Raw genomic sequence first — 5,628 nt, forward strand, 5'->3', positions numbered from 1 at the left:
GGGCAGACGGGGCGGCAGTAGATGCGCGTCGTCTTCACGGCCGTGAAGAAGCGCCCGTCGAAGCGGGCGTCCCGCGTCGTCAGCGCGCGGTAGCAGGCGGCGGGGTCCAGGCCGTTCATGGGGCCAAGCTCCCACAGGCCGGCGGGGCTGTCTGGCCGTTTTCGGACGTGGACGTGGGGCGCCTACGGCGGGGCCTGCATCGTCGCGGTCTCCAGGGAGGGCTCGACGCGCCTCGCCAGGGAGGAGACCACCTTGCTGTCCCCGACCTCCAGCACCCGGGTGATGCCCATCCCCACGAGCGCTCGGATGCACTGCACCCACAGGACCGGGGAGATGAGCTGGTCCTCCATGGACCGCCGGATGCAGACCAGCGTCTTCACGGTCCTGGCCGTGGTGTTGAGGACCACCGGGTAGCGGGGCATGCGCAGCGGGATGCGGGCCACCACCGCGCGCCACTCGTCTTGTATCTGCCCCATGAGCGGGGAGTGGAAGGCATGGCTGACCTGGAGCATCACGCACTCCCTGGCGCCCGCGGGGAGGGCCAGCTGCTTGAAGCGCTCCAGGGCCGCGTGACTGCCCGAAAGGACGAACTGCTCCGGGCCGTTGTGGAGCGCCACCACGAGCACGCCCTCCTGGCTCGCGGTGTGACAAAGCTCGTGGACCCGCGACACATCCAGCCCCATCACCGCGAGCATTCCTCCGGGCGTCGTGACACGGGCCATCAGCTCACCCCGTTTGCGCACGGCCTGGACCGCCGCCGTGAGCGTCAGGGAGCCGGCCGCCACCAGCGCGGAGAACTCCCCCACGCTGTGCCCCGCGACCGCCGCGGGCTTCAGCCCCTGCTCCTCCAACATCGCCAGACATGCGACGCTGCAGGTGACAATGGCTGGCTGCGCATTCTGCGTCGCGGTGAGTCTGTCAATGGGACCTTCCAGGCACAGCCGGGTGAGATTCATTCCGACGGCCTCGGAGGCCTCGTCGAACACCCGGCGGGCGGAGGGGGAGCCCTCCAGCAGCTTCTGTCCCATGCCGATCCGCTGGGAGCCCTGCCCCGGGAAGATCCACCCTGACGCGTTGCTCATTCTTGATCCGCTCTGAAACATCCCTGTCGGGTGAGAACCGCGTTCTCCGGCGATGCTGTAGCTTGCAGGTGTCGTACAATAGGTGTAGAAAGATCCGGTGTCCATGCGTCGTCTGGGGCGAAGCGGGACAGCGCCAATCCATCTCCTCGTGAAAGCCAGACGGGGCCTGAGCTCGCGCTGGTGATGAAAGAGTCATGTCGGATACGCGTTTCAGGCCGATTGCCATTGTGGGCCTTGGCAATGTCTTTCCCAGAGCCACGGGCGTCGAGGCCTTCTGGGAGCAGCTCTTGGGGGGGCGCACCGCCATCCGCGAGCTGAGCGACTCCCGGGAGCTTCCAGGCTGGTACTACGACGCGGATCCCACGGCGCCTGACCGGACCTACTGCAAGCACGCCGCGCTGCTGGACGAGCTGAAGCTGGACTACCGCAAGTACCGGCTGCCGCCCAAGACGCTCCAGGACATGCACCGCACGCAGCTGGCCTTCCTGGAGGCGACCTCGCAAGCGCTGGAGGACGCCAGCGCCCTCATGGCCAGGACGGCGCCCGAACGCGTGAGCTTCGTGCTCGGCTCCCTGGGCGGCGGCCTCCGCCCGGACACCCGCGTCCGGACGCGGCTGCTGGACATGGTGCGCTCACTCTCCGAATCCTCCACGCTGGCGTCACTGGGCCCGGACGTCGCGGAGCGGGTGCGCTCCTCGGTCGTCCAGCAGCTGGAGGCCGAGATGGCCGGGCTCACCGAGGACGAAGCGATCGCCTCGTTCAGCAGCGTGTGGGTCGGTCGGGCGGCGAAGATCTTCAACATCCGCGGGCCCCACACCACCGTCGATGCGGGGTACGCCTCCAGCCTGGCCGCCCTCCAGACGGCCAGCAACCAGCTCAACTTCGGCGACTGCGACGTGGCGCTGGCGGCGGGCTGCAGTCAGCTGCTCACGCCGCATGATCTCGTGGCCTTCAGCAAGCTGGGCGGGCTGGCTGTCTCGTCGCTGACGCCCTTTGATCGCCGCGCGAGCGGGACGCTCCTGGGCGAAGGGGTCGGGGTCTTCGTCCTGCGCCGGCTGGACGACGCCGTGGCGGCCGGGGAGCGGATCCACGCGGTCATCCGTGGCATCGGAGCCGCGTCGGACGGCAAGGGCAAGTCCCTGCTGGCGCCCAACACGCGGGGCCAGGTGCTGGCGATGCGCCGGGCCTATGCCCAGGCGGGCTACGGGCCCGCGGACGTGCAGTACGTGGAGTGCCATGCGACAGGCACCGCCCTGGGCGACCTCACGGAGATCGAAAGCCTGAAGGAGGTGTTCGGGCGCGGGCAGGCCGCCGGGAGCGTCATGCTGGGTGGGGTCAAGGAGCTGACCGGCCACCTGCAGGCCGCGGCGGGGGCTGCGGGGCTCATGAAGGCCACGCTGGCGCTGACCCATCAATTCCTGCCGCCCCAGCACACGTTCGAAGCCCCCGCGAGAGGGATTGATTTCGAAGGCACCCCCTTCTACCTGTCGAACCGTGGCAAGCCCTGGCCGGCCGTGGCTGGTGGGCTGCGGCGCGCGGGCGTGAGTGCCTTCAGCTTCGGGGGCATCAGCTATCACCTCACCGTGGAGGAGTACGCCCCGGAGCATCACGCGGCGCTCTCCGGGACGCTGCCCGCCCCAAGGCCCGCCGAGCCGATAGCGATTGTCGGCCTGGGCGGCGTCTTCCCTCAGGCGGAGAGCCCGGAGGCGCTGTGGCAGAACCTGTTGGACAAGCGCTGCGCCATCGGTGGCATCCCGCCGGAGCGCGCGCCCATCGACCGCTATCTGGACCCGTCCCGCAAGAGCAAGGTCCGGCCCTACACCGACCTCGCGGGCTACATCGTTGACGGCTCCTGGCCGCAGGAGCGGATCCGGGTCCCGCCCAAGGTGTCCTCGCAGATCGACCGGGGCCACAGCTGGACGATGAAGGCCGCGCTCCAGGCGTTGGACGACGCGGGCCAGACCCCGGGGGTGGTGGATCCCCAGCGCGTCGGCGTCGTGATGGGCTACCTGCCGCCCCTGGAGCGGGAGTTCCAGACCCAGGCCCGCGTGTACTACGCCGAGTTCGACGGGCGGCTCGGCGCGCACCTGGAGAAGCTCGGCGTCGAGGCCGCGACGGTTGCCCGGATCCGCGGCGAGGTGGAGGCGCACTACAAGCGCGAGCTGCCGCCCATCACCGAGGACACGCTGCTGGGCTACCTCGGCAGCCTCGCGTCGAGCCGCATCGCCCACCACCTGGACTTCCAGGGGCCCGCGCTGATGGTGGAGTCCGCGTGCGCCTCCAGCCTCGCGGCGGTGGATATCTCCATGAACCACCTGCGCACGGGCGCGTGTGACCTGGTGCTCGCGGGCGGCATGTACGCGTCGCTGGGCGTGGACGCGCTCAGCCAGTGCTGCTCCTTCGGAGGCCTGTCGCAGACGGGCTCGTTCCCGTTCGACGCCCGGGCGGATGGGTACATCTCGAGCGAAGGAGCCGCGCTGCTGGTGCTCAAGCGCCTGTCGGATGCGACGGCCGCGGGAGATCGCATCTACGCGGTGATCCGCTCGGTCGCTGGCGCCACGGATCCGAAGAGCGCGTCCATCTGGGCCCCTAGCGCGGAGGGCCAGGTGCAGGCGGTCCGCCGGGCCGTGGAGAAGGCGGGCGTGTCGCCCGCGGACATCCAGTACGTGGAGGGCCATGGCACGGGGACCCCCGTGGGCGACCCCATCGAGGTGGAGACGTATCAGACCGTCTACGGCGAGGCGTCGCGGGGCGGGCGGATCTTCCTGGGGTCCATCAAGTCGAACATCGGCCACCTGAACTCCGGGGCCGGCGCGGCCGCGCTGACCAAGGTCGCCCTGGCGCTGCACCGCAAGCAGGTCCCTCCGAACCTGGGCTTCGAGCGGCCCAACCCCCGCATCCCGTGGGATCAGATTCCCTTCCACGTCCCGACGCAGCTGGAGCCCTGGGACGTGGCCGGCGATGGCCTCCGCAGGGCGGGCGTCTCATCCTTCGGGCTGGGCGGGACCAGCTTCCACGCCATCGTGGAGGAGGCGCCGCGGGACTCCGGGAAGCGCGCCCCCCGGGTGACCGCGGTGGAGCCCGGACGGCCGCCGTTCCTGCACCTCACCGGCGCCAGCGCGGCGGACATCCTCCAGCAGGTGGACGGGCTCCTCCAGCAGCTGGCGCGCGAGCCCGGCCTGGACCTCCGCAGGCCGCTGCCGGCGGGCCCGGGGGCGCCGTGCCGGTTCGCCATGACGCTCCCGAAGGGACAGCCCGCGACCAGGGGACTGGAGCGGGCCCGGCGGCTGCTGGCCGGCACGGGAACACCGAGCCTGCCGGAGCAGGGCCTCTTCTTCTACGACACCCGGGACCCGCGGCAGCTGCACTCGGGCAGGGTGGCGGTGGTCTTCCCGGGGCAGGGGCCGCAGTACGTGAACATGCTCCGGGAGCTGGCCGCGGAGTACCCGGTGGTCGCCAGCACCCTCGCGGAAGCGGACGTGGCCTTCCAGGGCCTCGCGCAGCGCCGCCTGTCCGACACCTTCTGGGTGCCTCCGGGGAGCGAGAGCACGTACCGGCAGGATGACGACACCGTCCATGCCGCCGTCCTCGCGGCGAACGTGGCGCTCTTCCGGCTGATCCGCTCATGGGGCATCCGGGTGGACGTCCTGCTGGGGCAGAGCGCCGGCGAGTACGCGGCGCTGGTCGCCAGCGGGATGCTCTCCTTCGAACAGGCGCTGCGCGCCATCTACCAGCGCACGCTCACCGTCACCCGGCTGCCCGTGGGCTCGCCGGGCCTGATGGCCAGCATCAGCGGCGACTTCGAGCGGATCCGTGGAGTGCTCCGCGAGGCGCCGGGATACGCCACCGTGGCGGCGGAGAACGCTCCGGGGCAGGGCATCGTCGCGGGAGAGACCCAGGCGGTCGAATACGTCCTCCGGTGGTGCGCCGCGAACGGGTTCGAAGCGCGGCCCCTTCCGGTGTCGCACGCGTACCATACGCAGCTCATCGCGGGGGCCATCCCTCCCTTCCGGGCGGAGCTGGAGAAGCTCTCCTGGAGCGAGCCCCGGCTGCCGGTCCTCTCCAGCGTCCACGGCCGCTACTACGCATCCCCGGTGCAGCCCCGCTTCATGGCGCGCCACCTGGCCCTGCAGTACGTGCTGCCGCTCCAGTTCGCGCAGCACGTGCGCCAGCTCCACGACGACGGTGTCCGCATCTTCATCGAGTCCGGACCCAAGTGGTCCCTGACCGCCTTCATCCAGGCCACGCTCAAAGGCAGACCGTACATGGCGCAAGCAAGCACCCACCCCAAGACGGGCGAGACCGAGCAGTTCCATCGCCTGCTGGCCTTCAGCCATGTCCACCACCTGCTCAGCGGTGAGGTGCCCTCCCATGGCGCTTGAGACCCTGGCGTCGATTCGTGAGGCGGTGGTCGCCGCCCTGGTCCAGGGCGTGGGCTATCCGCGCGAGCTCTTCGGCGATGACGTGGAGCTGGTGAAGGACCTTGGAATGACGCCGGAAGAGATCAACGCGGCGGTGGCCGCCGCCGAACGGAGCTTTGGCATCC

General features: G+C 70.5%; 3 protein-coding genes. 1 reads left to right on the forward strand and 2 read right to left on the reverse strand.

Annotation, left to right across the window (positions count from 1 at the left end):
• Together D7X12_RS38695 and D7X12_RS38700 are read right to left on the reverse strand one after the other, a co-directional pair.
• Window positions 1-119 (reverse strand): Ada metal-binding domain-containing protein (locus D7X12_RS38695; RefSeq protein ID WP_279637284.1); only part of this gene is annotated, 119 nt, incomplete at its 3' end.
• A gap of 63 nt (window positions 120-182) precedes the next feature.
• The gene (locus tag D7X12_RS38700) at window positions 183-1,082 is read right to left on the reverse strand and encodes an ACP S-malonyltransferase (RefSeq protein ID WP_244225039.1); all 900 of its coding nucleotides are present in this window, start codon (window positions 1,080-1,082) and stop codon (window positions 183-185) included.
• Between the two features lie 194 nt (window positions 1,083-1,276).
• Between D7X12_RS38700 and D7X12_RS38705 the strand changes: the two genes are divergently transcribed.
• Window positions 1,277-5,464, forward strand: a complete 4,188-nt coding sequence (locus D7X12_RS38705) for a type I polyketide synthase (RefSeq protein ID WP_120630177.1) — start codon at window positions 1,277-1,279, stop codon at window positions 5,462-5,464.
• Window positions 5,465-5,628: the final 164 nt, after the last annotated feature.

Source organism: Corallococcus sicarius (assembly GCF_003611735.1).
GTDB classification, from domain to species: Bacteria; Myxococcota; Myxococcia; order Myxococcales; family Myxococcaceae; genus Corallococcus; species Corallococcus sicarius.

What these genes read in the sequence shown, in the direction of transcription:
- D7X12_RS38700 (WP_244225039.1), bottom strand. Translation starts at nt 1,082, where the DNA reads ATGAGCAACGCGTCAGGGTGGATCTTCCCGGGGCAGGGCTCCCAGCGG.
- D7X12_RS38705 (WP_120630177.1), top strand. Translation starts at nt 1,277, where the DNA reads ATGTCGGATACGCGTTTCAGGCCGATTGCCATTGTGGGCCTTGGCAAT.